The organism is Arthrobacter sp. BK1 (genome assembly GCF_056680055.1).
The window spans coordinates 3,140,340-3,165,507 of record NZ_CM155263.1 but is presented as its reverse complement, the minus strand read 5'-3'; the positions used below and the strand labels follow the sequence as shown (position 1 = coordinate 3,165,507).

General features: G+C 66.2%; 22 protein-coding genes. 7 read left to right on the top strand and 15 right to left on the bottom strand.

Annotated features, from left to right (window positions below):
• Positions 1-18: 18 nt before the first annotated feature.
• From AC1MCA_RS14400 to AC1MCA_RS14380, 5 genes are all read right to left on the bottom strand, one after another.
• Complete coding sequence (locus AC1MCA_RS14400; RefSeq protein WP_479798453.1) at positions 19-366, bottom strand: molybdopterin oxidoreductase; 348 nt, start codon at positions 364-366, stop codon at positions 19-21.
• 182 nt (positions 367-548) lie between these two features.
• The gene (locus AC1MCA_RS14395) at positions 549-2,252 is read right to left on the bottom strand and encodes an ABC-F family ATP-binding cassette domain-containing protein (RefSeq protein WP_479798451.1); all 1,704 of its coding nucleotides are present in this window, start codon (positions 2,250-2,252) and stop codon (positions 549-551) included.
• Positions 2,253-2,563: 311 nt separating this feature from the next.
• Positions 2,564-3,430, bottom strand: a complete 867-nt coding sequence (locus AC1MCA_RS14390; protein WP_108598899.1) for a metal ABC transporter permease — start codon at positions 3,428-3,430, stop codon at positions 2,564-2,566.
• Between the two features lie 12 nt (positions 3,431-3,442).
• Entirely contained in the window at positions 3,443-4,261 is an 819-nt protein-coding gene (locus AC1MCA_RS14385) for a metal ABC transporter ATP-binding protein (protein ID WP_479798448.1), read from the bottom strand.
• Positions 4,258-5,259 (bottom strand): metal ABC transporter substrate-binding protein, encoded by a 1,002-nt coding sequence (locus AC1MCA_RS14380; protein ID WP_479798446.1) that lies wholly within the window; start codon positions 5,257-5,259, stop codon positions 4,258-4,260. Before AC1MCA_RS14380 ends, AC1MCA_RS14385 begins: the two co-directional genes overlap by 4 nt.
• Positions 5,260-5,351: 92 nt before the next feature.
• Here AC1MCA_RS14380 and AC1MCA_RS14375 point away from each other — a divergent pair, with 92 nt between their 5' ends.
• From AC1MCA_RS14375 to AC1MCA_RS14355, 5 genes are all read left to right on the top strand, one after another.
• Positions 5,352-6,113, top strand: coding sequence for a CPBP family intramembrane glutamic endopeptidase (locus tag AC1MCA_RS14375; protein ID WP_479798442.1), 762 nt, complete (start codon positions 5,352-5,354; stop codon positions 6,111-6,113).
• Positions 6,114-6,325: 212 nt separating this feature from the next.
• Entirely contained in the window at positions 6,326-6,766 is a 441-nt protein-coding gene (locus AC1MCA_RS14370; protein ID WP_479798438.1) for a VOC family protein, read from the top strand.
• A 21-nt stretch (positions 6,767-6,787) separates the two neighbouring features.
• Positions 6,788-7,738 (top strand): 1,4-dihydroxy-2-naphthoyl-CoA synthase, encoded by a 951-nt coding sequence (locus AC1MCA_RS14365; RefSeq protein WP_479798436.1) that lies wholly within the window; start codon positions 6,788-6,790, stop codon positions 7,736-7,738.
• 59 nt (positions 7,739-7,797) lie between these two features.
• Entirely contained in the window at positions 7,798-8,988 is a 1,191-nt protein-coding gene (locus AC1MCA_RS14360; RefSeq protein ID WP_479798434.1) for an AMP-binding protein, read from the top strand.
• A gap of 82 nt (positions 8,989-9,070) precedes the next feature.
• Positions 9,071-9,952 carry a 1,4-dihydroxy-2-naphthoate polyprenyltransferase gene (locus AC1MCA_RS14355; protein WP_108599441.1) on the top strand — a complete coding sequence of 294 codons (882 nt, stop codon included), beginning with the start codon at positions 9,071-9,073 and terminating at the stop codon, positions 9,950-9,952.
• On the opposite strand, the gene AC1MCA_RS14350 is transcribed toward AC1MCA_RS14355, so the two are convergent.
• Positions 9,949-10,290 (bottom strand): DUF4229 domain-containing protein, encoded by a 342-nt coding sequence (locus AC1MCA_RS14350; RefSeq protein ID WP_479798431.1) that lies wholly within the window; start codon positions 10,288-10,290, stop codon positions 9,949-9,951. The two genes, AC1MCA_RS14355 and AC1MCA_RS14350, sit on opposite strands and share 4 nt — an antisense overlap.
• A gap of 60 nt (positions 10,291-10,350) precedes the next feature.
• Between AC1MCA_RS14350 and AC1MCA_RS14345 the strand changes: the two genes are divergently transcribed.
• Both AC1MCA_RS14345 and AC1MCA_RS14340 read left to right on the top strand, forming a co-directional pair.
• Positions 10,351-10,815, top strand: coding sequence for a PLD nuclease N-terminal domain-containing protein (locus AC1MCA_RS14345; RefSeq protein ID WP_479798429.1), 465 nt, complete (start codon positions 10,351-10,353; stop codon positions 10,813-10,815).
• Positions 10,816-10,820: 5 nt separating this feature from the next.
• Positions 10,821-11,432 (top strand): hypothetical protein, encoded by a 612-nt coding sequence (locus AC1MCA_RS14340; RefSeq protein WP_479798427.1) that lies wholly within the window; start codon positions 10,821-10,823, stop codon positions 11,430-11,432.
• A gap of 4 nt (positions 11,433-11,436) precedes the next feature.
• On the opposite strand, the gene AC1MCA_RS14335 is transcribed toward AC1MCA_RS14340, so the two are convergent.
• The 9 genes from AC1MCA_RS14335 to AC1MCA_RS14295 all read right to left on the bottom strand — a co-directional run bounded on the left by AC1MCA_RS14335 (position 11,437) and on the right by AC1MCA_RS14295 (position 25,166).
• Entirely contained in the window at positions 11,437-12,924 is a 1,488-nt protein-coding gene (locus tag AC1MCA_RS14335; RefSeq protein WP_479798425.1) for a dynamin family protein, read from the bottom strand.
• Positions 12,921-14,891 carry a dynamin family protein gene (locus tag AC1MCA_RS14330; RefSeq protein ID WP_479803405.1) on the bottom strand — a complete coding sequence of 657 codons (1,971 nt, stop codon included), beginning with the start codon at positions 14,889-14,891 and terminating at the stop codon, positions 12,921-12,923. The genes AC1MCA_RS14335 and AC1MCA_RS14330 overlap by 4 nt, the downstream gene beginning before the upstream one ends.
• A gap of 209 nt (positions 14,892-15,100) precedes the next feature.
• Entirely contained in the window at positions 15,101-16,264 is a 1,164-nt protein-coding gene (locus tag AC1MCA_RS14325; protein WP_479798423.1) for an IniB N-terminal domain-containing protein, read from the bottom strand.
• Positions 16,265-16,428: 164 nt separating this feature from the next.
• A complete protein-coding gene (locus AC1MCA_RS14320; protein WP_479798421.1) occupies positions 16,429-18,480 on the bottom strand; it encodes a LuxR C-terminal-related transcriptional regulator in 2,052 nt (683 codons plus the stop codon).
• A gap of 3 nt (positions 18,481-18,483) precedes the next feature.
• Entirely contained in the window at positions 18,484-20,733 is a 2,250-nt protein-coding gene (locus tag AC1MCA_RS14315) for an Hsp70 family protein (RefSeq protein ID WP_479798419.1), read from the bottom strand.
• A 154-nt stretch (positions 20,734-20,887) separates the two neighbouring features.
• A complete protein-coding gene (gene ccsB, locus AC1MCA_RS14310; protein ID WP_479798417.1) occupies positions 20,888-22,006 on the bottom strand; it encodes a c-type cytochrome biogenesis protein CcsB in 1,119 nt (372 codons plus the stop codon).
• Positions 22,006-23,745: a cytochrome c biogenesis protein ResB gene (gene resB / locus AC1MCA_RS14305; RefSeq protein ID WP_479798415.1), complete on the bottom strand. Its 1,740-nt coding sequence runs from the start codon at positions 23,743-23,745 to the stop codon at positions 22,006-22,008. The genes ccsB and resB overlap by 1 nt, the downstream gene beginning before the upstream one ends.
• The gene (locus AC1MCA_RS14300; RefSeq protein WP_108599453.1) at positions 23,745-24,500 is read right to left on the bottom strand and encodes a cytochrome c biogenesis CcdA family protein; all 756 of its coding nucleotides are present in this window, start codon (positions 24,498-24,500) and stop codon (positions 23,745-23,747) included. Before AC1MCA_RS14300 ends, resB begins: the two co-directional genes overlap by 1 nt.
• A gap of 15 nt (positions 24,501-24,515) precedes the next feature.
• Positions 24,516-25,166 carry a TlpA family protein disulfide reductase gene (locus AC1MCA_RS14295; protein WP_479798413.1) on the bottom strand — a complete coding sequence of 217 codons (651 nt, stop codon included), beginning with the start codon at positions 25,164-25,166 and terminating at the stop codon, positions 24,516-24,518.
• Positions 25,167-25,168 lie beyond the last annotated feature (2 nt).

Genomic DNA, 25,168 nt, shown 5'->3' with positions numbered 1-25,168 from the left:
GTTCGGCAAGGCTGGTCATCAGTGCTCCACCATGCCGAGGTCGATGACCAGATGACCCGAGGCCGCTTCAGGCGCCACCAGGTACAGCTCGATCACCGTGCCGCCCTCGATGTCCTCCACCACCCGGAGCGGGACGTGGACATCGCCCTTGGCCCCGATCGGGAAGTAGCGCATGGGGACGCCGTTGCGCATCAGCACCACGGTGACGAGTTCGCTGCTGGAGTTGCCGCCCCGGAAGTAGAGCGTCTGGTTGATGACGCCGTCGGGGACGTAGTGGGAGAGCTCGCTGTGGATGGGGACTGGTTTTTCCATGCCCACGCCCTGGAACGGGTAGATGCCCTGCAGGAAAAGGTTCTTGGTGATCACGTCGGGATCCTTTCGGCCGGCGGAATGAATGGCACAGGCCCCATTTTCCGCCGCCGATGTTTCCGCCTGCCGGTCCGCCGGTAACGATCCTTTTACGCAAACCTCACCGCTTCGTGAGCCGGAGTGGCTCCGGTTGGCTGCCGGCGGCTGACTTCCTGCCTCAGACCGGTTTCAAAGCGGCGTCAGGCGGGGGCGAGCACTCCGTTGTCCATCGAGTACCTGATCCAGCGGCCTGCATCGTCCGTCCGCGACTTTTCGCTCTTCCGCGCACACCGGGCAAACCATTCCCGCAGGGCTCGATCGTGGCTGACCATGACCAGCGTCCCTGCGAAGCCCTCCAGCACCTCCTCCAGCTGCTCCACCAGGACGGGAGCCAGATGGTTGGTCGGCTCGTCCACGATGAGGGTGGAGTACCCACCCAGCAGCAGCCGCGCCAGGGCCAGGCGGCGCTGCTGGCCTGCGGACAGGCTGCCCACCGGAACGTGGAATTCGCTGGTGCGGAACAGGCCCAGGCGCAGGAGGGCTTCGGCGTGCTCGTCGATGTTGCCGCCGAGACCTGCCGCGAACGCCGGGAGCAGGCGGAGGCCGGGCCGCTGGGGCAGTTCGAGTTCCTGCTGGAGGTAGCCGACCCGCGCCGGGCGCTCCACCATCCCTTCCGGGGGTTCCAGAGTCCCCGCCAGTACGGAGAGCAGCGTGGATTTTCCGGCCCCGTTGGGGCCGGTGATCAGGATTTTCTCCCCGGCGCCGGCCTGGAAGCTGGTGGCTCCCAGCCTGCCCGGAACCTGGACGCCGCGGGCCTTCAGGACCACAGACGTCGGCGGGAGACCTTCGGCGCCGGCGTCCGGCGTCGTACGTCCTTCCGCTGTCCCGTCGACCGCCATCTCCGCCATCAGCCGCAACGGAACAGGCGGACGGTCCACCGGGCTTGCTTCCAGCCGCCTCAAACGCTCCTGTGCGTTGCGGACCTTGCTGCTCGCCGCTTTCTGCCACGTGCCGGCCTTGAAATCGAAGCCCACTTTGTCGTTGTCGCGCTTCCGGCCGTAGCCCATGGTCCCGGCCACGGTCTCCGCCTGGCGTTTTTCGGCCGCCATCTCATCGATCCAGGAATGGTACTGCTGGACCCAGCGCTCGCGTTCGGCTGCTTTCTCGCGGAGGTAGCCGTCATAGCCGTTGCCGTAGCGGGTCACGGCTCGGCGCTCGGCGTCGACCTCGATGATGGTGGTGGCGACTTTCCTGAGCAATACACGGTCGTGTGACACCACGACCACGGTGCCGCGGTGGGCCTCCAGCCGGTCCTCAAGCCAAGCGGTGCCGCGGACGTCGAGATGGTTGGTGGGTTCGTCCAGGAGCAGGATGTCCGCCGGATCAGCCAGCACGCAGGCCAGCGCAACGCGCTCCTGTTCCCCGCCGGACAACGATCCGAGGGTCCGTTTCCGGTCCAGCCCGCCGAGGCCCAGCCGGTCCAGCGCTGCCTCCACCCGGGATTCCGCGGCATAGCCCTCCCGCAGCTGGTACTCGGTCTGCAGCCTGCCGTACAGTTCCAGCTCCTCGTCCTCGGCATCGGCCAGCCCCGCTTCCAAGCGGTCCAGCTCAGCCTCAAGGGCCCTCAATGAGGCCAGGGAAGCGTCGATGGCGGCGCCCACGGTGAACGACTCCGGCAGGCCATGGGTCTGGGCGAGGTAGCCCACCCGACCGTGGCTGCCGGTGGTGCCTTCGTCCGGAGGCTCGAGGCCGGCCAGGATCCTGAGCAGCGTGGATTTGCCGGCACCGTTTTCTCCCACGATGGCCACGTGCTCACCGGGGTTGATCACCAGATCGACGGCATGCAGGAGCTCACGGTCCCCGTAGCCGTGGGAAACGCCGGAAAGGTGGAGATGTTCAGTCACAGGAAGTCCTTGCAAGTTCCGCAGTGTGGCCGCCGGGGCTGAACTGGACGGTTCATCCAGCGCTCGACGGCGGCCCTGGTTTTTCGGGGAACAGTCCGGCGTGGCCGGGCTGCTGGTTAGGACTTCATCGCACCAGCGTGCCCCGCCCGACGCCGCGGCGTCAAGCTGCACGGCCGGTGACGGCGGCGCCCGGCCCAAGACCGGCGTCGTACGCCACTTCGACGGTTCCCTGCACGCACGATGGCGACGAACGTCGAGTGTGCAGGGAACCATCGAAATGGGCGCCGCGACCAGGCTGAAGAGGCGCCCTTTTACACGGCGAGGACGGCCGCTTTCCGACGCCGGGCCTTGGCCAGCCGGGTGCCGATCAGGCCCTGCCGCGGACTGAAGAGGTAGACCGCAGCAAACACCACGCCCTGGGTGAGCACCACCATGGCGCCCGAGGCAGTGTCCAGGTAGTAGCTGAGGTAGATCCCGGCGATCGAGCATACGGCCGATACCACCGGGGCGATCACCAGCATGCGGTTGAAGCGGTCGGTCAGCAGGTAGGCGGTGGCTCCGGGGATGATCAGCATGGCCACCACCAGCACCACCCCGACGGTCTGCAGGGCCACCACGGAGGTCAGCGCCAGCAGGCCCAGGAGCAGCGCGCCCAGCCGCTTCGGTGAGAGCCCGATCGCGTGGGCGTGGGTGGGATCAAAAGCGTAGAGTGTCAGGTCGCGGCGCTTGAGAATAAGGATGGCGAATGCCACGACGCCGAGCACCAGTACCTGGATCAGGTCCGGGATGCTGACGCCCAGGAGGTTGCCGAAGATGATGTGGTTCAGGTCGGTCTGGCTGGGCGTGACGGAAATGAGCACCAGGCCCAGGGCAAAGAGGGTGCTGAACACGATGCCGATGGCGGCGTCCTCCTTGACCCTGCTGGTGTTGCGGACCACGCCGATCAGGGTTACCGCGATCAGCGCGAATACCAGCGCGCCCAGGGCGAACGGGGCGCCCACAATGTAGGCCAGTACCACGCCTGGCAGCACAGCGTGGGAAACAGCATCCCCCATCAGCGACCAGCCGATCAGCACCAGCCAGCAGCTCAGCACGGCACAGACGACGGCGGCGAGCGCCGTGGTGACGATGGCGCGGACCATGAAGTCGTAGCTCAGCGGTTCGAGCAGGATGTCCAGGAAGTCCACGGCTCAGCCCCTGTTCTTTGCGGGGGCGGCATCGGCGCCTGCCACCGGATGTTTGTGGCCGTGGCCTTCCGGGGCGCCGTGTTCCGGGAGCGGGCGGTTGAGCACGTCCAGGCCGAACGCCATGGCCAGGTTTTCCGGCTGCAGCACCAGTTCCGGGGCGCCATGCATGAGCACGCGGCGCATCAGCAGGACCGCTTCGTCGCACAGTTCCGGGAGCGCGTGGAGATCGTGGGTGGAGATCAGGATGGTGCAGCCATCGGAGGCCAGCTCCTGCAGCAGCCGGGTGATGGTGGCTTCGGAGCGCTTGTCCACGCCGGCGAACGGTTCGTCCAGCAGCATCATGGTGGCGCCCTGGGCGATGCCGCGGGCCACAAAGGCCCGCTTCTTCTGCCCGCCGGACAGCTGGCCGATCTGGCGGCCGGCGTACTCGCCCAGTTCCACCCGGTCCAGTGCTTCATCGACGGCGGCCTTGTCGGCTTTGGACGGGCGCCGGGTGAACCCCTGGTGCCCGTAGCGGCCCATCATCACCACGTCGCGGACGGACAGCGGGAACTGCCAGTCAACATCCTCGCTCTGCGGCACATAGCCGATCCCACCCTCCTTGCGCGCCTTCGACGGTGACTGGCCGCCGATCAGGACGCGGCCGGCGTCGGGCTTGATCATTCCCATGATCACTTTGAAGAGTGTCGATTTCCCGGACCCGTTCATGCCGATCAGGCCGCAGATCCGGGCGGCGCCAAGGGTGAGCGAGGCGGAATCGAGCGCCAGGACCTCGCCGTAGTGGACAGTGACGTTTTCCACCAGGATGGCCGGGGTGCTCATGGCTTCGGCCCTGCTGACGCGCTGCCCGTGCTACCGGCCAGGGCTTTGGTGATGAGATCGGCGTCGTGCCTGATCAGGTCAAGGTAAGTGGGCACGGGCCCGTCCGCTTCGGAGAGCGAGTCCACGTAGAGGGTGCCGCCGAACCTGGTCCCCGTGGCACCCACCACCTGCTGCATGGGGGCATCGGACACCGTGGATTCGCAAAAGACCGCGGGGACCTGGTTGGCCTTGACGTACTCGATGGCGCGGGTGATCTGCTGCGGGGTGGCCTGCTGTTCAGCGTTCACTGCCCAGATATAGACCTCGCGGAGGCCGGCGTCGCGCGCCAGGTAGGAGAAGGCGCCCTCACACGTCACCAGGGCACGCTGGTTCTCCGGGACTCCGGCAAGGCTGGCTTTCATCTCGTCCTGCACAGCCTGCAGCTGGGCTTTGTAGGCATCGCCGTTGGCCTTGAAGGCCTCGGCGTTCTCCGGATCCAGTTCAGCGAACGCCTTCACCATGTTGTCCACGTAGATCTGCACGTTCACCGGCGACATCCACGCGTGCGGGTTGGGCTTGCCCTGGTAGGAGTCCTCGCTGATGGACATCACCTCCACGCCGTCGCTCACTACCGCGTGCGGCACGTCCAGGCCCTCCACGAACTGGGCGAACCAGGCTTCGAGGTTGAGTCCGTTGTCCAGGATGAGGTCGGCTTTGGAGGCTTTGCGGATATCGCCTGGGGTGGGTTCGTAGCCATGGATTTCGGCGCCCGCCTTGGTGATGGACTCCACGGTGAGCTTGTCCCCGGCGACGTTGCGGGCGACGTCGGCCAGAACCGTGAAGGTGGTCAGCACCACCGGTTTGCCGTTGTCGCCGTTACCGGACGCATCACCGCCGCAGGCAGCGAGAGTCAGCGACAGAACGACGACGGCGGCAGCGCCGGCAGCGCGGAGGCCCACCGTTCCGCGCGCGAACGTTCGGGCGGCTACTTTGGCGCACCGAAACATAAATTTAGGCATACCGAATATTCTACGGGACCACGAACTTGGCCCGCAATGTGACGCCGCCCTCACCGCACCCGCACGGCACGGCTCCCGGCTAGGCTGAATACATGGCCACCACACACCGGAAAGCACCGGCTCCGCAGCCTGGGCTGTACAGGTTTTCCCCCCTTGATTTCACCACCGTTGGCCTCTACGTTGCCGTAGCCGGCTTCTTCGCCCTGGCCGGGGAACTGCTGGTTCCTTTGCTGCTGCAGGTGGCCCCCAGTCCGGCAGTGGCGTCCTATGGTGTGAACCTGATCTTCTACGGCTCCATCGGGATCCTGGCCCTGTTCGCCGCACGCCAGGTAGCCGCCCGCGACCTCCGCGTCCTCGCCACCCGCCCGTGGTTCACGGTGCTGATGGTGCCCGCGGCCGTGGTGGCCATGATGATCCTCACCGCCCTGGTGGTGTCGGCCTCCGGCGAGGTGCAGACCTCGGAGAACCAGGCCGGACTGCAGGCGCTGATGCAGCAGGTCCCGGCGTGGCTCATGGTCCCGGTGCTGGTGGTGATCGGCCCGTTTGTGGAGGAGTACATCTTCCGCCACCTCCTGATCGGCAAGCTCAGCCGGCGGCTCAATATCTGGCTGTGCTGCGTGCTGTCAGTGGTGCTGTTCGCCGCCATCCACATCGCCGGCCAGGAGGCCATCACACTCCAGGCCCTGCTTCCCTACCTCGCGATGGGCACCACCCTGGTCTTTGTCTACGTCTGGACCGGCAAGAACCTGATGTTCTCCTACTTCGTCCACGCGGCCAAGAACCTGCTGGCCGTGGTCTTCATCTACGCCATCCCGCCCGAGGTGTTCGAACAACTCCAGCAGGTCCAGCCCTAGCCGCCCTGCCCCCAACCCAACACACCCCAATCGACGCGCCCCAAACCAACACTCCCCAAACCAACGCGGGGTCACTTTTGGCCCAATAACGCTCCGTTATCGGGCCAAAAGTGACCCCGCGTTGCAGTAATGGCGCCCCGCGTTGCTGTGGCTGAGCGAGGAGGGGGCGGTACACCCTACCGCCGTGCGCGCCGCCGTCGTACGTTGGAACGATGGGACTGATCACGCAAACAGTTGTTGACTGCCATAATCCGCACGAACTTGCCGACTGGTGGGCCGAAACCCTGGACTGGGCAGTGGAGCCGCAGGACGAGGCCTTTATCCGGTCCATGATCGAGCAGGGGTTCGCCACCGACGACGAAACCCTGGTCCACAACGGAAAGCTGGTGTGGCGGACAGGTTCGGCCATCCGGCCTCCCGAGGAAGTGGACGCGGCCCGGCCCACCCGGCGGATGCTCTTCCAGACCACTCCGGACGAAAAGACCGTGAAGAACCGCGTCCACTGGGATGTGCGGCTTGAGGACCGGGACAAGGATGAGGTCCGCCGCGAACTCGAGGCCCGCGGCGCCACCTTCCTCTGGACCGCCAACCAGGGTCCGCACGCATGGCACACCATGGCAGACCCCGAGGGCAACGAGTTCTGCATCAGCTGAGCCGATTACTAGACTTGTCCGGTGAGCAACCAAATTCCCGCCAAGGTGTCCGACGTCTTTGACCCCACCCGCTGGCGCACCGTGTCCGGCTTCGATGACTTCCAGGACATGACCTATCACCGCCAGGTGGAACGCTCCGCGGACGGCACCACCAAGGACCTGCCCACCGTCCGGATCGCCTTCAATCGGCCCGAGGTCCGCAACGCCTTCCGCCCCGGCACTGTTGACGAGCTCTACCGCGCCATGGACCATGCCCGGATGTCCCCGGACGTGGCCACCGTCCTGCTCACCGGCAACGGCCCCTCCTCCAAAGACGGCGGGCACAGCTTCTGCTCCGGTGGTGACCAGCGGATCCGCGGCCGCGATGGCTACCGGTACGCAGAGGGCGAAACGAAGGAAACCATCGATCCCGCCCGTGCCGGCCGCCTCCACATCCTCGAGGTCCAGCGGCTCATACGCACCATGCCCAAGGTGGTCATCGCCGTCGTGAACGGCTGGGCAGCCGGCGGCGGGCACTCCCTCCACGTCGTGGCCGATCTCACCATCGCCTCCCGCCAGCACGGCAAGTTCAAGCAGACTGACGCCACGGTGGGAAGTTTCGACGCCGGCTACGGCTCCGCGCTGCTGGCCCGCCAGATCGGTCAGAAAGCCGCCCGCGAAATCTTCTTCCTGGCCCGGGAGTACACCGCGGAAGACATGGTGCGGATGGGCGCGGTCAACCAAGCCGTGGATCACGAGCGCCTGGAGGACGTCGCCTTGGAATACGCCGCGGACATCGCCCGGCAGTCACCGCAGGCCATCCGTATGCTGAAATTCGCCTTCAACCTCGCCGACGACGGCCTGGCCGGCCAGCAGGTCTTCGCCGGCGAAGCCACCCGCCTGGCCTATATGACGGACGAGGCCGTGGAAGGCAAGGAAGCCTTCCTGGAGAAGCGGGACCCGGACTGGTCGCGTTTCCCGCACTACTTCTAGTCCCGGAGCACTTCCGGGCACGGCTCACTTTCCCGCGTACTTCCAAGGCAGGACGGCACATGAATAACGGACCCCGCACCAGCGGCCCCCTCAACATCGACCCCGCGCTCACGGCCCTGGCCGCCGCCCTGCACGGCGAGGGACCCGCCGTCGAACTTTCCATTGGCCCCGACGGCCAGCTGGTGGTGGGGCACACCGAGACGCCGGGCTGCGATGACGCGGTGGCGGTGGTCCGCACGTCAGGCTCGACCGGCGCACCGAAGGCCACGATCCTCACCGTGGAGGCGCTGGCAGCATCCTCGATGGCCACAGCATTCGCACTGAAGGGCGAGGGCCAGTGGCTCCTTGCCCTTCCCGTGCAGTATGTGGCCGGGATTCAGGTCCTGGTGCGTTCGCTGTTCGCCGGAACCCGCCCGTGGGTCATGGACCTCTCCGGCGGGTTCACCCCCGAGGCGTTTACGGCTGCGGCGCTGGAACTGACCGACAAAATCCGGTTCACGTCGCTGGTGCCAACGCAGCTGCAGCGGCTCCTGGAATCGCCGTCGACGGACACGTTGGCCGTGCTGCGCCGGTTCAACGGCATTCTGCTGGGCGGCGCACCCGCCCCGGCCCGGCTGCTGGAGGCCGCGCGCGAAGCCGGCATCCGTGTCATCACCACCTACGGTTCCGCGGAAACCTGCGGCGGCTGCGTCTACGACGGCGTGCCACTGGAAGGCGTGTCCGTCCGGGTGGCAGCGGACGGCCGGATCCTGCTGGGCGGTGACACGGTGGCCGCGGGCTACCTTGATTCACCGGAAAGCACCGACACCTTCTTCGAGGAAGACGGCGTCCGCTGGTACCGCACCAACGATCTCGGCGTGGTGGACGACGACGGCCGCCTGACCGTGCTGGGGCGCGCCGACGACGTCATCATCACCGGCGGCGTCAAGGTCTCCGCTGCCCATGTGCAGGCAGAGCTGGAAAAGTCCGACGGCGTCAAGGCGGCTTTTGTGGCCGGCGTTCCGTCCGCGGAATGGGGCCAGGCCGTGGCCGCCTATGTGGCGGTGGCCGGCGGTGGGGACACCGGCGGCGCGCCCGCCGCGGCGGCCGGGGCTCACGCCGTCGCGCATGAACAGCAATGGCATCAGCGGCTCGGCCTCCTGGCACCGAAAACGGTGCTGACCGCGCCGGAACTCCTGATGCTCTCCAACGGCAAGCCTGACCGGCTGGCGATGATCGAGCGGCTCAACGCCCTGCACGGGGGAAAGTAGAGTAGAGCTGCACCGGAGGCCAGTTCGCAGCCGGCGCACCCCAACGTTCCACCGTTCTCCCAACCCAACACGAGGTACTGACGTGGCCACAGCCGCACAATGGATCCAAGGCGCCCGCCTCCGCACGCTGCCGGCGGCAATCGCCCCGGTACTGATCGGCACGGCCGCGGCCTACGAAATGGATTCCTTCCGACCCGTCAACGCCGTCCTGGCCGCGCTGGTGGCGCTGCTCCTGCAGATCGGTGTGAACTACGCCAACGACTATTCCGACGGCGTCCGCGGCACCGACGAGGACCGGGTGGGTCCGCTGCGCCTGGTGGGTTCGGGCGCCGCGCAGCCGGAACACGTTAAATATGCGGCGTTCGGAGCGTTCGGACTGGCGATGCTGTTCGGACTGGCGCTGGTGGTCATCACCCAGAGCTGGTGGCTGATCCTGGTGGGAATCGGCTGCGTGATGGCTGCCTGGGGTTACACCGGTGGCAAGAACCCCTACGGCTACATGGGCTTGGGCGACGTTTTTGTGTTTGTGTTCTTCGGCCTGGTGGCAACCCTTGGCACCACCTACACGCAGGCCGGGCAGATCAACCTGCCGGCCATCATCGGCGCGATCGGCACCGGGCTGATTGCCTGCGCCCTGCTGATGGCCAACAACGTCCGGGACATCCCCACGGATACGCAGGCGGGCAAAAAGACCCTGGCCGTGCGCCTGGGAGACAAACACGCCCGCGAAAGCTACGTCCTGATGCTTGCCGTGGCCATCTTCCTGGTGGTGATCCTTGCCCCGGGACGCCCGTGGATGCTGATCGTGCTGCTGCTCATCCCCGCGTGCCTGATGCCGGCCTGGCTGATGATCAACGGCCGCAAGCGCAAGAGCCTGATCCCCGTGCTGAAGCAGACGGGGCTGATCAACCTCGGATACAGCCTGCTCTTCTCAGCGGGGCTGGTGCTCAGCCACGGATTCTAGGCTTCGGGGGCCTTGGCCTCGGGAGGTTTGGGCCCGGGAGCTTTGGGTCCGGATGTGCGGATGGTGACGTCCGGATTCGCGTCCAGGAGTCCGTCTTCGGCATTCGCGTCGGCTACCTCGCCGGCGCTGCGCAGCGGCTTGGCCTTGCCGGAGAACCGGCTATGAAGGGCGGCGGCTGCCTCGTCCCGCTGTTTCTGGAAGAACAGGTAGCTCACCGCGAAGGCGATCAGCGCCGCGCAGATGACTGACAGCAGCGCTCCCAACTGCAGGAACATGAACAGTACGAAGAGCGGCGCGAACAGCGCCAGCCGGATCAGGGAGTATTTCAGGAAAGCCACCATCCAAGTTTAGCCGCCCGGCCTGAACGCGCGTTGCCTGCGGACGATAGACTTAATGACATGCTCTTCCGTGTGGTTCTCGCTGTCGCTGTTCTCGTCATCTTCGTGTATGGCCTGGTGGACGTGATTCGCACTGACGGCCGCCTGACCCGCGGAATTTCCAAGCCGGCCTGGATCATCGTGATGATCGTCCTGCCGGTGCTTGGCGCCATCCTGTGGCTCCTGATCGGCCGCCCCCGCGCTAAAGGTCCGGTCCGGCAGGCCGCTGGCCATCCCCTCGCCCCGGACGACGATCCGGATTTCCTCCGCAACCTGGAAATACGCCGCCGTAAGCAGGCAGAAACCGCCCGCCTGAAGAAGCTCAAGGAAGACCTTGAGGCGAAGGAAAAGGCCGACGGCGGCCCTGCGGGTTCCAGCCCGAATGCACCAGGCCCCCATGGCGGGAAGGATAAAGGCCACGGCGGCGCTGCCGGTGACACGTCCAGTCCAGACGCTGACACCCATGACACCGGCGACGTAAAGTAAGTCCCATGGCCCAGCAACCTGACGGAGAAGCCCCATTACCGGCAACGCCCGCCAGGACTGGGACTCCGCCGCCGCCGCCAAGGCCTGGCCTCTCGTACGCAGCACCGGCACCGATTCTGGTCACTCCTCCGGCGCCCCGCAGCGTCGGCGTGGCGAGGACGTCCTGGTTGCTGAGCTTCGTCGCCGGCCTCGCCGTGCTCGTCGGCTCATTCTTCGCACGGGATTCAAATCTGGAGCGGCTCCGGGCTGTCGTTGAGGAAATGGCTCCCGGTGGGGATGCCGACGCCGTCAGCACGTCATCGGCCATCGTTTTCTGGGGCAGCCTCAGTGCCCTGCTGTTGGTGATTTTGCTCGAAGCGGCGGCCATTGCGGCTGTTTCTGCCCGCCACGGCTGGGTCCGCTGGCTGATGATTCCGCTCCTGGCCGGCCACGTGATGGTCATGGCGGTGGCCTATGCGTTCCTGGTTCCCGAGGGCGACGCCGGCAGCTATGTTGTGCTGCTCTGGGGTGCCCAGCTGCTCCTGGCTTTCGTCGGCCTGGTGGCGCTCTTCATGCCGTCGGCCGGCAGGTGGCTCAAGACGCGCCGGACCAGCCTCCAGGCGAACCGCTTCCGGTAACGGCTTATTGCCGCTGCAGTTGCCGGGCGGAAAATTCGGCCACGATGCCCTCGCAGCTGCGCGTCACCACACGGCACGTCTCCAGTGCCGCACGGTCCGTGAGCGGGTTCTCCGCGACGGTCCGCCACCTTTTCAGGTAGCTCCGGGCCTCTGCCAGGATCTCCTCCGGTGGAGTCTCCGGAGCAAGGCCCACCCTGATGCCGGGGGCTGCTCCCCAGCCACCGATCAGGCGTTCGGCTTCCTCCGCCAACTCGTTGCTGAGTGGAATTCCCGTGGTGCGGATGGTGGCGAGCAGGCGGAGCTCGCGGAATTCATGGGCGTTGGCCTGAACGCGTTCAATGCCTGCGGCCAGCCCTCCGGTACCTTCCCGCGGCACGCTTCGAAGCAGGTTTTCCAGGCCCACCAAAGCGGTCCTGGCCTTCAGCGCCTCGGCACGGGCCTGGAACTGGCGGGCCACGAGGTCCAACAACGGATCCAGCCCGCTGCGCCGGGCAAGCTCGTGAGCCAGGCGTGTGGGTTCGTCAAAGCCACTCCGGATCAGCACCACTCCCAGCCGGATCCCAAACAAGCCGTACCGTTCCAGCAGTGAGGCCCTGGCGTCGGCGCTGAGGCCTTCCGGGACGGTGGCCCTGATGAACCGGTCCGTGGAGAGCAGCAACCGCTCCCGCTCGGACCGGTCCAGCCCCGACAGGAGCCGCAATGACTCGAAGTCTGCCTGGCGCATACTGCGGGCACTTTGCGCCAGGAGCCCTGCTACCGGGACCACCCCCAATGCCAGCTTTCGCAGGCTGTGGTCCCGGCGATACCGCTCGGCGATATCGCCGGCAGACAGCAGGGAATCTATGCGGCCCGCTCCGATCTCATCGGCCCGGGACAGCACGGCCAAGGCATTGACTGTCCCTGACCTGCCTGCCTCCGTGTCCCGGAACGACTCAAGGAACCGCAGGTCCGATGCGTGCAGGTGGCGCATCAGATAGATGATCGCGTCGGCTTCGGAAGGCGCGTCCGCGGGAGTCAGGAATTCGGTGGACCGGGCCGATATGTCCCCGGATAAGGAGGCTATTCCGGGTGTGTCTATCAGGGTGAGCTCCCGAAGGCCCTGCGAGGGCCACTCGACCACCAGGCGTTCCACGTCTTCTGCGCGGGAGCCGCCCAGGACAAACACCAGGCGGCCGTCCACGCGCTTGAACGGCAGGATCCGCGGTTCGCCGACGGCAGGATAGAGCGTTATCCGCGGTGTGTGGCCGTAGCGGTACCACGTCACGATCCGGGTGCACTCGCCGGTGTCGGTGGGCGCGATCTCCTCACCGATGATGGCGTTCAGGAGCGTGGACTTTCCTGCCTTGACCATGCCCGCCACAGCGACCCTCAGCGGCTCGGACAGACGCGTGGCATACGCCTGCAATGACGCCACTGCCACGGGATCGTCAGAGTAGACGGCGAGGGCGTCCTGAAGCAGGTCCGCCACTCCGGCGCTGATGGACGTGCTCATCTGCCCGCCGCAACCGCCTGTGCCGTGCCCGCCTGGGCTGGGCCCGTCGAGTGCCTGCCCGCCGTGGGTACACCCGCCGTCGGACTGCCCGCCGTCGAATCCTCAGCAGCGGCAGCCATACCCGCTGCCCGGCCACCAGCAGTGGGGCCGGCTTCTGGCTGGATCACCGTCGAAGACTGAGCCGCTTCAGCTGCCACCAGTTCAGCTGCGTGGTGCACTGCGTCGACCTTCTTCAGCTCCTCCCTGATCTGGCGGACCCGCATGTCCTTTTCGAGCCTGTAGACGCTGGCCGCCTTCTGGGCCGCCACCACCGAATCGGCAAGGGAACGGTGGTGCTCATCCGCGATCTCGGTGAAGTGGTCCCGGGTGGAGCGCTGCACCAGCCGGAGCCGGTCTTTCAGCTGCTTGCCCACCTGGAAGGTGACGTCGTCGAGCTGGCGGCGGACCAGGGCCTTAGCCTCCCCCTGCCGGCGCTTCAGCCGTGCTTCCTTGTCCTCGCGGTACGCCTTGCGGCCCAGGAGCAGCCCCGCACCGACGGACAGGGGGTTGATCAGGGCCATGCCGAAAATCCCCGTCAGGAGGCCGAACATCAGGACCCCTCCGTACGAACCCCGCATCCCGATCAGGACCTTCTGCATCGGGTTGATGCGGCCGTCATCGAGTCCTGGCATGTCGTCCACCGGGTCCAGGGCGTCCCCGGCGTCGGAGACACGCAACGCAGGCAGTGCCACTTCGTCCTCCGAGAAGTGCTCAGCCACCTGCGCTGCCAGCCACTGGGCACGTTCGCTCGTCCAGACGAACGTGTCCGAGATCGCGGCAGCGGCACACTCCTCCAGCCACTTGGAGAACTGGGTCCAGGTAGGGCCCGGGTCGCCTTGGTCAATGGCGGCTTCGGCCTCCCGCTGGATGCGCCGGAGACGGTCGCGGAGATCGTACTCCATGTCCGCGATCAAGTCGCCGATGCCGTCATTCAGGGTGATCTGCCAGCGCGCCGAACGCTTTCGCAGTTCGTCAGCCTGGGACTTCGCCTCTTCGAGCGCCGCGATCATCCGAGGCGTACCCTCGGGATCCTCCAGCGCCCCCAGCTCTGACTGAAGCGATAGGCGCAGGTTTTCGGTGACGGAAAGCAGGTCCTGGCTTACGGAGCGCCGTTGCAGCCGTTCCGCCTTTCCCACGATTTCCTTCCGCAGGTGGCCGATCAGGCCAGGGAAGCCGGATTCCGCATTCAGTTCCGCGTCCTGCAGCCTGGCCGCCTCAAGGCGCAGGTCCGAGGACACCGGATACAGCGGGATGTCAGGGGAAACCTGTGCCAGGTGGCCGCGGTCCAGTTCGGCAACCCTGCGCCATTCGGGGTACAGGTCGGTCTTGGACAAAACGCCCACCACGCTGGGGGTGATGCGCATGGCCTGCCGGAGGAACCGGATCTCCGGCTCGGTGTATTCCTGGGACGCGTCCGAAACGAGGAGCAGCGCATCAGCCGATGGCAACGCCGTCAGGGTGCTCAGGGTATGGGTGGACCCCAGTCCGCCGACGCCGGGCGAATCGACCAGCGTCAGGCCTCCGGCCAGCACTTTGCGGGGGAGGAACACCTCTGCGGCCACAAGTTTCCTGGCATTGCCAGGGTTTCCGCGTTCGGAGACGTACGCGGCCAGTTCGTTGATCTTAATGGGCTGGCGTTCGGGTTGCTCATCGTCGCCGGGGTCAGTGTCTGCCTGCGGGAGCAAAATGAAGGCCGACGCCGGATCACCGTGCCGGACCACTGTGGATACGGAGGTGGCGATGTCGTCGTCGACCGGGCACACAGGCGCGTTCACCAGGGCGTTGATGAGTTTGCTCTTGCCCTGCTTGAACTCCCCCACCACAATCACGCGGATGTTCGGGTCCTTGAGCCTGCGGAGCGTCTGGTCCAGGCGCTTCCGAAGGTCCGCGCGTTCCCCGTCACTGACCAGCCCGATGCCCTGCTCCACGAGCTTGATCAGTTGCGCCGCCGTCGCGGTCGCCGGGGACCGTGATGGTCCTGGGGGGCCTGCCTTCGTTGCCAGACCTCCCGGTCGTTGCGTTTCAACCACAGCCAGTCCTTTGCTTCAAGTCTCAGTATGGGACGTGGGGGCTACGGCGGGAAGTGCCCGGCAGGGTTTCGAGTCCCTGCCAGGCACTTCCGCTACCCGGACTGGCGCTAGAGATTCACATCGTCCTCGGCGCTGATCTCGGTATTTCCAACGTCCTCCACCGCGATCTCGGTGGTTGTCTCCTCCGTGAAGGAGTCCTCGACCTCCACCTCGATCGGGTTGAAGGAGTCAACCACTTCCACATCGTTCTCTGTCGAGTTGTCCTGGAAGGAATCCGCGACATCCACGGCTATATCCGTGTTAGTGGAGTTGTCCGAGTTGTCCTGGAAGGAATCCTGGATTTCCACGTCGACCTCGGTGGTGTTGGTCTCCGAGTTATCGGAGTTGTCCGAGTTGTCCGAGTTGTCCTGGAAGGAGTCCTGGATGTCGACGTCGGTGCTCTCATCGTTGAACGAGTCGGCGATATCAACGTCGGTGTTGACCGAGTTGTCGGAGTTGTCCGAGTTGTCGGAGTTGTCGTTGAACGAATCGTTCGTGGAGTTGTCCGAATTGTCCGAGTTGTCCGAATTGTCGTTGAACGAATCGTCGATGTCGACAGCCAGGTCGGTGTTGAAGGAGTCGTCGATGTCCGTCTCCTCGTTGCCGATGTTGACGTCGCCGTTGGCGCGGATCGAGTTGTCTTCGGAGTTATCCACCGAGTTGTCCGTGTTGTAGGAATCCTCGATGTTGTTGGAGTCCTGGATGTCGACGTCGTCGCCGGCAGCCACAGCACGGTCACCGGAGGCCACCACGGAGTCGTTGTCGAACCACTGCTTCACATCGCCGTCGGCCCAGATGTTCTGGTTGACGGACTGGTCGGTGATCGTATCGCGGTCATCAACCTCTGTAGTGGTGGTCGAGGTGTAGGAGTAGTGGTTGACTACGTGGTGGAGCTGCTGGACAGCGTGCGCGTGGTCATCGCCGCCGTGGCGCCCGCCACCGTGTCCGCCGCCTCCCGGAGGGGTGTGCCCGCCCGTGCCGCCGCTGCCGCCGCCGGTCCACGACGTGTTGCCGCCGGTGTTGTATTCGCGGTCGAATGAGGAAGCATTCAGGGTAATGGGTGCGAAGTCCAAAACAACCGGCATCGCTGCGTCAACATCTGCGGAGCACACGTCGCCCAAACCATGAGCCTCGAGCACCCTCTCCGGATCGTCCAGGAACTCCTCTGCTGCTTCCCGGCTTCCAAAAAGGCTCATAAGGAACTGGACGAGGTCGTTCGCGAGTGTAGGCATTGGATGTCCTCAATTCTTCTCTGAGTTGCGGATCGCCAGGCATCGTCACCGGGCTTGAGTCAAACGTAAGGTTCTGTCCGCGCACCGGGCATCGGGTCGCTTCCCCCTACCGGCCAACCCGCTTCCAGTGCTTTTGCCGCCCCCACATTAGGGGTACTAGGGGTTCACTCCCGCGGCGGGTCTTCGGGACCCAAGGCAAGGCGCAGCCGGACCAGCAGATCGGAGCGGTTTTCGGCACCCAGGCGCCGGCGCATCCGGGCGATGTGGTGTTCTGCAGTCCGGGGGGAAATGTAGATTGCTTCCCCTATCTCCCGGTACGTCTTGCCTTCGAGGACCAGCCTGGCCACTTCCTTTTCGCGCTCGCTGAGCACTGAACCGTCCTGCTGGACCGCATCCGTGGCATGGTTCTCGACAGCGGCAGGGCGCACCTCGGATCGTCCGGATGAGTTGGGGCTGCCGGAGTTCCCTTGCGGGTGGAGGTCACGGGCGCAGGACAGGAGCCGCATCATGTCTCTACGATCGTCCGCCCTGGCCGCTGCGTGCCCGGCCAGCCGCGCCCCTTCCCAGGGCATACCCGCCGCGTTCAGTGCGCGGGCCGCAGTTTCAACCTCAGCTGCCTGGAACTGTCCGGCGAGGACCGATACCCAGGCCTTGCCGGCACCCGCCAGCAGCGACGCGAGGTGGCTGTGCTGCGCTGCCCGTGCCAATGCTGCAGCGTGTGGCGCCAGATCGGCCGGGCTTTCGTTCAACAGTGCGGCCTGGACCGCCGCCCAGTGCATGGGAACAGCCCACAGCGGCGGCTCACCCAGCTGCTGCAACAGCTTCCACACTTCATCCAGATAATGCGAGACCCGCCTGCTCTCGCGCAGGCGGGCCGCCGTGATCATCAGTTCCCCCCAAGGCAGGAGGCTGTACAGGTCCACTGACGTGTGGAGCATGGCTTCCCGGGCCCGCTCCCAGGCCAGGACCAGATCGTGGACTTCACCACTCCTGCGGGCCAGGCCAACTTCGAGGGCCGCACAAAGGAACTCATCGCGCGGGACCAGCGGCCAGGGGTTTGCTTTGGAAGCTTCGTTGATGGCCAGGCGTGCTTCCTCCGGGTTGTCCTGCTGCATGGCAGACCACGCCTGGAGCAGGAACAGCCGGGGTTTGACCGCATCGCCGCCCTGCCCCGCCGTCACGGCGGCGCGCAGGATCGTTTCGGCAAGGCGGGGCTCTCCGCTGTGCAGGGCCACCAGCCCGGCCAGCGCGCCCGGCGTATCCGGGAGGGGGATGGTGGCCCCTGCCGCCGTCAACATGTCCGAAGCGTGGATCAGGACCGGGAGTCCCTGATGCGGATCCGCCGCAAGAGATTCCAGGATGCCTTTGCCCGTCTGCATCTGCGCCACGGCAAGCAGGGTGGGCGACTCCGGGGCAGCACCGTCCGGAAACAGCTTGTCGGCTCCGGCGCGGTTTCCGCACCCGATCATGGCCACTGCGGCAGCCGGAGCGGATGGTCCCACCCGCTCCGGGCCGAGCCAGTTGTACACGTCAGCGCTCCGGGCCAGCATCCCCCGTTGCGCCCAGACGGCGGCGGCGACGTCCATTCCGAGGCGGAGGTCAGGAGGGTCAGGGCACCCGAGCAGCACGTCGATGATTCGTCCGGCGGAGTCCAGGTCTCCGGTGGCCAACGCAGCCTGGGCGCGGCGCGCCGCGGTGCCAACCTCATCGGCTCCCGCCAGCAGGGCCTCGTCATAAAGCTGTGCGGCCAGGCCGGGGTTGTGCTCCAGCGCCCTGTCCCCGGCTTTTTCGAGCTCGGCGGCAACGCGCTGGTCAGCCAACCCGTTCCGCGCCAGTTGACGGGCAAAGTCACCCAGGAGGCGGCCGTCAGCGGCAAGATATCCAACCAGCTCCCGTTGCAGGGTATGGATGCGGACCGTCGGCGTCGATGTCAGGAGGGCATGCTGGACGGTGCCCAGAACTGTACCGTCTGGCTGCAGGAGGCCAGACGACTCCGCCCGCGCCACTAAGGCATCGAGGTCTTCCACGGCGCCGCCGGCAACCTTGCGTTCCAGTTCGCGCGGCAAGGGCCCGGGGAGCATAAAGCCGACCGACAGGGCCAGCAGGAGTTCCCTGACGAGGGCGTTTTCGCCGCGAAGCTGTTCCGGCATGTACGGGAGGCTGCTGGATGCCAGGAGGACTTCTTCTTCCGCCGACGGCTGATCGTGGCCCATCATCTGTCAGGTCACGATCGCAGTCGGGGTCGGATCAGCGGTGGGTGTGGGCGCTGGGTCCGTGGTCGGCTCAGGTGCGGGTGCCGGAGCTGGAGCGGGTGCCGGCGCAGTTGTCGGCTCAGGCTCCGGTGCCGGGGCCGACGTCGGTGCGATCGTTGGCTCCGGCTCAGGTGCCGGGGCCGACGTCGGTGCGATCGTCGGCTCAGGCTCCGGCTCAGGCTCAGGTGCCGGGGCCGACGTCGGTGCGATCGTCGGCTCAGGCTCCGTCGTCGGCTCAGGCTCCGTCGATGGCTCAGGCTCAGGCGCAGGAGTCGTCGTCGGATCCGGAGCGGGAGTCGTCGTCGGATCCGGAGCGGGAGTCGTCGTCGGATCCGGGGCAGGAGTCGTCGTCGGGTCTGGCGCAGGAGTCGTCGTCGGATCCGGAGCGGGAGTCGTCGTCGGATCCGGCGCTGGAGTCGTCGTCGGATCCGGCGCTGGAGTCGTCGTCGGATCTGGCACCGGAGTCGTTGGCACCGGAGTTGTCGTGCCGATCACCGGATCCGGGCTGGACCCGGTGCCGGGAGCCGGATTGGCCGGGGCGGTCGGGCTGGTTGCTGCTGCCGCCCCTCCACCGGCCGCCGCTATGGCCGCTGCGGCGGCTACGGCCGCAGCCTCCGACGGCCTGGAAGTTGGCGAGGCCTCCACGTTGAGCCCCGCGGCGCTGGATACCGGCCCACTGTCCTTCTTCTTCGCGCTGACTTCGATCCCCACTTCGGGAACTCCCCCGCCGCCGGCCTCGACACTGCCGATGCCGAAACCGCCGGTGGCTGAATCGTCGGCGCCTGAACCACCCTGGGCTAACTCGCCCGGGACGGAACCGCCGTCAGGAGAAGTGCCGGGCGCTTTCTCCACCGGCTCCGCAGGGACCAGCATTGCGGTGAGGTTGCTCAGCGCATCGGGGCTCTGGGCGGCTGTTGCGGTGAGCCCGGTGAGGATTGCTGCAGCTGCGGCCACGGCCGTCAGCCGAACCGAGGCACTCGGGCCATGGGCTCCGCCCCTGGCGCTGTGCGAACCACCTGCGGAGTGGACTGTCCCGTTCTTTCGAGACCAGCTGGGATGGCGTCCGGCAACTGACAGCGCGCCCGCGGCCACACTGGCAACGTCTGGCTGAACGGGCTCGGCGCTCAACGGATCAGTGATCGCATCGAGCTGCAGCATGGACACTGCCGCGCCGAGGCAGATGGACGATTTGGGATCCGCGTCCACGGCAATGGGCCGGTCCAGCTGTTCCGAAATCACCTGCGCCACCAGCGGTATTCGCGACGATCCGCCAATCAGCAGTACGGCCGAGAGGTCAGCCGGCGTGAGCCCGAGCTCCTGCAGCGAACTCTCCAGGGCGTCCACGGTCTCCCGGATGGGCGCGTCAATCATGGCTTCAAACTCGGAGCGGACCAGCCGGACCTGGTGCTGGACACCCGGAAGCAGGACCGAGATGTTCGCCTCGCTGTCGGAGGAGAGGGCCTCCTTGGCTTCAACACACTCCCGCCGCAGCCGGGCGAGGGCAGCCAGTGTGCCGGGCGCGGCCGGGTCAACGCCGGTAAGGACCTCTCCCGCGTGCTCGGCTACATGCCTAAAGACGGCAGCGTCGAAATCCGCGCCGCCCAGCCCTTCAATCCCCTCAGGACGGCCTACCAGCTCGAACTGGCCAGCTCCGACCTTCCGGAGCACAGCTGTGTCAAAAGTTCCGCCACCGAGATCGTAGACGGCAATGATGCTGCCGTTTTCCACCCGCACCTGCGAGGCGTAGTGCAGCGCAGCAGCAACAGGCTCGCTGACCAGGGTGACTTTGGTGAGGCCCTTGGCGGCCAGGGCGCGGAGGATCAGTTCTGTTCGGTGCGCGCCCCAGGAGGCGGGGTGGGATAAGACAATGTCCGACGGCGGTGCGCCCTCGCGTTCCTCGGCGCGGTCCACGACCCAGCGTGCCATGGTGGCGAAGACTTCCTCGGCCGGAAGTGACAGGGTGCCGACGGAAATCGGGACTTCGTCCCCCACCCGTCGCTTGAACTCGCGTACAACGCGTTCGGGACTGTCAAGGCCTCGGCGCTCGGCAGCCTCCCCCACGAGGATTGGCCCTGCCTCCGGGTAGTACACCACCGAGGGCACAGCCATGCCACGGAGACCCAACGGAAGGCTCTCCGGGACTCTCTGTTCATCAGTTCGGACAACGGCGGCGGCTGTGAAGCTGGTCCCGACATCTATGGCGAGAACATAACTCATAGGAACCTCGGCAAGAACGCTGCGAGTTGTCTGCAAGCTTCATCACGGACAACTCCAACCAAGGTAGCACCACCGTGTTCCCGGCAACACCCTTATTCCTACATCGATTGGTCTATTAAGTTGCGCCCTTCAGAGCCGCGGGAGAAACCCCAGTTCAGAGGCCCGAGTAGGAGTGGAGCCCATTAAAGAACTGGTTGACGATGGTGAAATTGAAGACGACACACAGGTAGCCAACGATCGAGAGCCAGGCGGCGCGGGTGCCGGTCCAGCCTCGGGTGGCACGGGCGTGCAGGTAGCCCGCGTACACCACCCAGATCACAAAAGTCCACACTTCCTTGGTGTCCCAGCCCCAAAAGCGGCCCCAGGCTTTTTCCGCCCAGATGGCGCCGAACATCAGGGTGAAGGTCCAGCCAATAAAGGCGATGGCGTTGATCCGGTAGGACAGGTTTTCCAGGCTCAGGGCGGAGGGCACCAGCCGCATGAATCCGAGCTTGTCCGCACCGCCGGAAGCGATGGTTTTCTGCCGGTGCGACTGGACCAGCTGAAGCGCGGACATGGCGAAGGTGAGGGTGAAAAGCGCAGAGGAAAGCACTGCGATGGAGACATGGATGATCAGCCAGTAGCTCTGCAGCGCCGGAACCAGGTGACCCACAGGGGTCCAGTAGGCAACTGAGGCAGCCACCAGCATGATGATGGCCAGCCCCACCACAAACGTGCCGAGGAACCTCAGGTCGCGGCGGATCAGCACCAGCAGGAACACGGCCACGGCCACAAAAGCACCCGTGGTCAGGAATTCATACATATTGCCCCACGGCACGCGGCCTGCACCCAAGGCCCGGGTGATCACACCGGCTGCATGGATCAACGCACCGAGGACGGTCAGCGCCACGGCCACCCGCGCGGGCGCGCGGCGCTCGGCAGAGTAGCGCATGTCGGCGTCAGCGGTCAGTCCGGTCACCGAAGCGTCGCCCTTTTTTGAAACGGACGACGACGGCCGCTCGGCCCGGCCCACAGGTCCGGCCAAGTGCGAGGACCCGGCCCTGTCCCCTGCCGCGCCTGCGTCAAAGGATGCACCGGCCGAAGACGCGCCGGCCATCGCGGGCACCTTGGCGCCCGCGGCAGCGGCAGCCTTCAGGTCAATAGCGCGCAGCGCTTTGCTGCTCTTCGCGAGGTCCCAGGCGAAGGCGATGAAGGCCACGGTGTACGTGCCGGCGGCGAGCAGCATAAAAAGCTCGCTGTACTGGCCCATGGTTTCGTTGATGGCGAAAGGCATTACTGGTCCTTTGTGGGTCCGGCGGGGCCGGCGGGGATGGTGAGCGAGTCTGCGCCATTATCGTCCTGGCGGCTGGGAGTTTGCTGGGGATCGCCCTGCTCATCGGCAGCGTCCGGCTGGAGCTGCCATTCATCGGCGAGAAGCTTGCGGATGGTGGCCGCTTCGGCGGCGAGGCGGTGGTCTTCACCGCGGGCCAGGAGGCCGTATTCCACCATGGTCCGGCCGTCGTCGTGGGTCCCGGTCCGGACCCAGACGCGGCGGCGGTTGACGTACAGGGAGACGATGAGCCCGGCCACGGCCAGCAGCGCGAAGATCAGGGCGTACAGCTGCCCGGGGTTGTGGTGGATGTCCACGCCCACGTACCGCTTCACGCCGTCGAAGCTGATGGTGCCCTTGCCCTCCGGCAGGGTGTAGCTGGTTCCCGGGGCAAGCGTGATGCCGCCGGCATCGAGGTTGCGGGCGTTCAGCGGCGTAAGGTCTTTGACGTCCAGTTCGAAGACGTTCTGCGGGGCCCCGTCGTCCAGGCCGAGATCGCCGTAGTAGGAGTTCAGGGTCAGCTGCGGATTGAACAGATCCGGATCCCCGCTGAAGGAGATGCCTTCCTCGGTGATAAAGGCGGTGGGAAGGAAGAACCCGGCGAAGCCGAGCTGCTCGGGCTTCGCGTCCGGGACTTTGATCACCAGGGACGAGTAGTAGTTGTCGCCCTGCAGCTTGGCAACCACCGGGCCCTGCATGGCCACGTTGCCGGCGCCGTCGCGGATGGTGACCACCGGGGCGTAGCCGTTGCCGGTGAGGTAGATGCTGGTGCCGCCCAGGGTCACGGGTTCGTTGACCTTGAGGACTTCCTGCTTGGCCGGCGCGTCCGGGGTCTCCTTGGTGGTTACATCGGCGGTGAAGTCGATGGGCTGGCCCACCTTGCCCTTGGATTCGCGGTCGAAGGTGACAGCGAACTTGTCCAGCTGGATGGAGTAGGGCTGGAGCTGGCTGGACTGGAAGTTGGTGCCCGGGGTGAACTGGTCATAGCCCACCAGGGTGTTCACGAAGGTATCGCCCTCCACCAGGATGCGCTGGCCGCTGTACCCGAACAGCCCGCCGATCGCCACGGAGACCAAAACCCCGATCAGCGAGGTGTGGAACACCAGGTTCCCGACCTCCTTGGCGAAGCCGCGCTCGGCACCCAAAGACGGCCGCGCGCCGTCGTCGTCCCTCACGTCAACGCGGTAACCGCGCTTCTTCAGCACTCCGGCGGCACTGCGGATGGCGTCCGACGCCGGGAGGCCGGCTCCGGCGGGAACCACCAGTGTGCCGTACTCAGGGAGGCGGGAGAGCCGCTTGGGGGTCCGCGGCGGCTGCGAGCGCATGGCCTTGTAGTGGGCGATGGCGCGCGGTACCACGCAGCCGATCAGAGAGATGAAGAGCAGGATGTAGATGGCCGAGAACCAGGCCGAGGAGTAGACATCGTAGAGCTGCAGGGTGTCCAGCAGCTTCCCGTAGTCCGGGTTGTCCTTGATGTACTGCGTCACCACCGACGGGTTGGCCGGGCGCTGCGGGAACAGGGAACCCGGCACTGCCGCAACGGCCAGGAGCAGGAGCAGGAAAAGCGCCGTGCGCATGCTGGTCAGCTGCGTCCAGGCCCAACGAAGCATCTCCACCGGCCCCAGCATGGGGAGGGCTGCCTCTGCCTTGGCCGTGTCAACGGGGGCCGGGGACTTCTTGTTTTCTTTCACGCGCTCGCTCATCAGATCGGCAACTTCACATCGGTTTGGAACCAGTACTGCAGCTCGGTGACCCAGGTTCCCCAGACGCCGCTGGCCATCAGCAGGCCGAGCACCACCAGGATGCCCCCGCCGATTCTTTGGATGGCCAGGCGGTGCTTGCGGAAAAAGGACATCACACCCATCCCCCGGCGCACGGCCAGTGCTATCAGGAGGAAGGGGATGCCCAGGCCCAGGCTGTAGACGAAGGCCAGGAACGCGCCCTTGGCTGCCGAGGAACCGCCGGACAGGCTCAGGAGCTGCACGGCAGAGTAGGTGGGGCCGATGCAGGGGGCCCAGCCCAGGCCGAACGTGATGCCCAGCAGCGGTGCACCCCACAGGCCGGCCGGCGGCTTGGCGTGGATCTTCGCGTCACGCTGCAGCCATCCGAAGCCCCCCATGAACACCACGCCCATGATGATCACCAGGATGCCCAGGAGCTGGGTGATCCAGGCGTTCTGGGAGCCGGTGATCAGCGTGCCGAGCTGGCCGAAGGCACCGCCGAGCAGGACAAAGATCACGGAGAAGCCCAGCACGAACAGGCCAATGCCGGCGAGCATCCGGCCGCGCTTCTGCTTTTGCAGGTCCACGCCACTGAGGCCCGTGACGTAGCCAAGGTAGCCGGGTACCAGGGGCAGCACGCAGGGCGACAGGAAGGAAACCAGTCCGGCCAGCAGCGCCACCGGGATGGCAAGCAGCAGCGAGCCGTTCAGGATGGCTTCGGCGAAGGGGCTGTTCACGGTCCGGGGCCGCCGCTACTCTGCCACGGCGGCGGTGATGAGGGCTTTGAGGGTGCCCCTCTGGATTTCGCCCAGGACGCGCGAGGCCACCCTGCCCTGCTTGTCCAGCACCAGCGTGGTGGGGACGGCGCCGGGAGGGACCAGGCCGGAGACTGCCAGGAGCACGCCGCCGTCCTTGTCATCGAAGCTGGGGTAGGTCAGGTTGAACGATTTGTCGAAGGCTTCGGCGGTGGCTTTTTCGTCGCGGAGGTTGACGCCGAAGAACTGCGTGCCCTGGTCCTTGAACTCCTGGTGCAGCTCTTCGAGGATGGGGGCCTCCACCCGGCAGGGGGCGCAGGCGGCGAACCAGAAGTTCAGGACCGTGACCTTGCCCTGGAAATCCTCGGGGGTCACGGTGGTCCCGTTGAACAGGGTGCCGTTGACGGCGACGGCGGCCTTGCGGTCACCCGCAGCAAACTCGGTCACCGAGCCATCGCCTGCCACGTAGTTCTTGTTGTCGCCGGCTTTGGCCTGCTGGGCGAGTGCATCCTCCTGCGCGCAGCCGGACAGCCCCAGCGTGAGGGCGGTCAGGGCTGCACCGCCGGCGGCAAGCACGGCGCGGCGGGACGTGGCGGGGCTGGTCATGGCGCGGCTGGTCATGGCATTGCGGGAAGCAGTGGTTTTCATGG